We start from the raw sequence: 1,199 nt of genomic DNA, 5'->3' as shown, positions 1-1,199 counted from the left end.
CGATCTTTTCGATCCTTTTTAAACCTTTTTCTTTCAGAAAATCCAAGATTTCTGAAGAAATTTCTTCTTTGTATAGCGTCGATATCAAAGAAGGTGGATCATTCTTTCTAACAATATAGTATTGATACAAGAAATCTTCTAAAGTCCCTTCCATTGTAAAGGAAAGCTTTGAAATTAAGTATCCTTTTCTTACTATTAAAACTAAATAAACTGGAGGTTCATACATTATTATATCTAAATTTTTACCGTTTTTGTATTCAACAGCTACTTCTTCAAACAAATTTTCTAATTTGAACAATGTGTCACGCATCTGAGCAGCTTTTTCATAGTTTTTTATTTTTGCATAATCTTTCATAGCTTTTTGAAGGTAGTTCTTTACCTCTGTAATATCTCCTGACAAAACTTTTTTAACCTTTTCCGCTGATTCTTGATATATCTTTTCATCTACATCAGTGTAACATGGACCATAACATCTTCCTAAATGGTATAGGAAACATGGTTTACTCTTTCTGCTTAAATCTCTATCACAGCTTCTAATCTTATAAACATTTTGTAGTACTTCAATAACATCTTTTACAAATTTCACATCAGAATATGGGCCATAGTATTTACCTTTTTCTTCTTTTTTTGTACGAACGTATTTTATCTTAGAAAATTGTTCATCTGTAACTAAGATATAGGGATACACGCGTGTATCTTTTAGCATTATATTGTATTTTGGCTTATGAACATAAATAAGGTTAGCTTCTAAGATGAATGCTTGATTTTCATTTGAAGTTATTATGTAGTCTAAATTTGCAGCTTTTTCTAGCATTTCATAAGTTTTTTCATTTCCTATGTAATTTTTCTTGTTAAAGTATGAAGAAACTCTGTTTTTTAAGTTTTTTGCCTTGCCTATATATATAGGATCACCTTTATTGTTTTTAAAAATATATACCCCTGGTTTTTTAGGGATGTTGTTTAAAATTGATCTGTCTATCATAGGTTGTTTCGCCTCCGTGCATTAAAGGGTAAACCCCTTAAGAACCCCAAAATCAAAGTATATTTTAGAAAAGCTTTTTGCATAAGGCAGCAAAAAGGCTTCGCCCCTTAAAAACCCTAAAATCTTTATTTGATTTGAAAAGTCTTTCGTGTAAAGCTGCAATAAGGTATTACTTTGAGATATTCAAAAGTTCGTTTTAGCGCCCCTTCGCCCCGCT

1 protein-coding gene is annotated in these 1,199 nt (G+C 30.5%); it reads right to left on the bottom strand.

The features are described 5' to 3' along the window. Window positions 1–982: GIY-YIG nuclease family protein (locus X928_RS09110; protein ID WP_169926372.1), on the bottom strand; the 982-nt coding region annotated here is incomplete at its 3' end. Window positions 983–1,199: the final 217 nt, after the last annotated feature.

It is taken from the genome of Petrotoga miotherma DSM 10691, from assembly GCF_002895605.1.
Lineage (GTDB): Bacteria > Thermotogota > Thermotogae > Petrotogales > Petrotogaceae > Petrotoga > Petrotoga miotherma.
The sequence above is the reverse complement of the archived record's forward strand: the minus strand, read 5'-3'. Positions and strand labels throughout refer to the sequence as shown.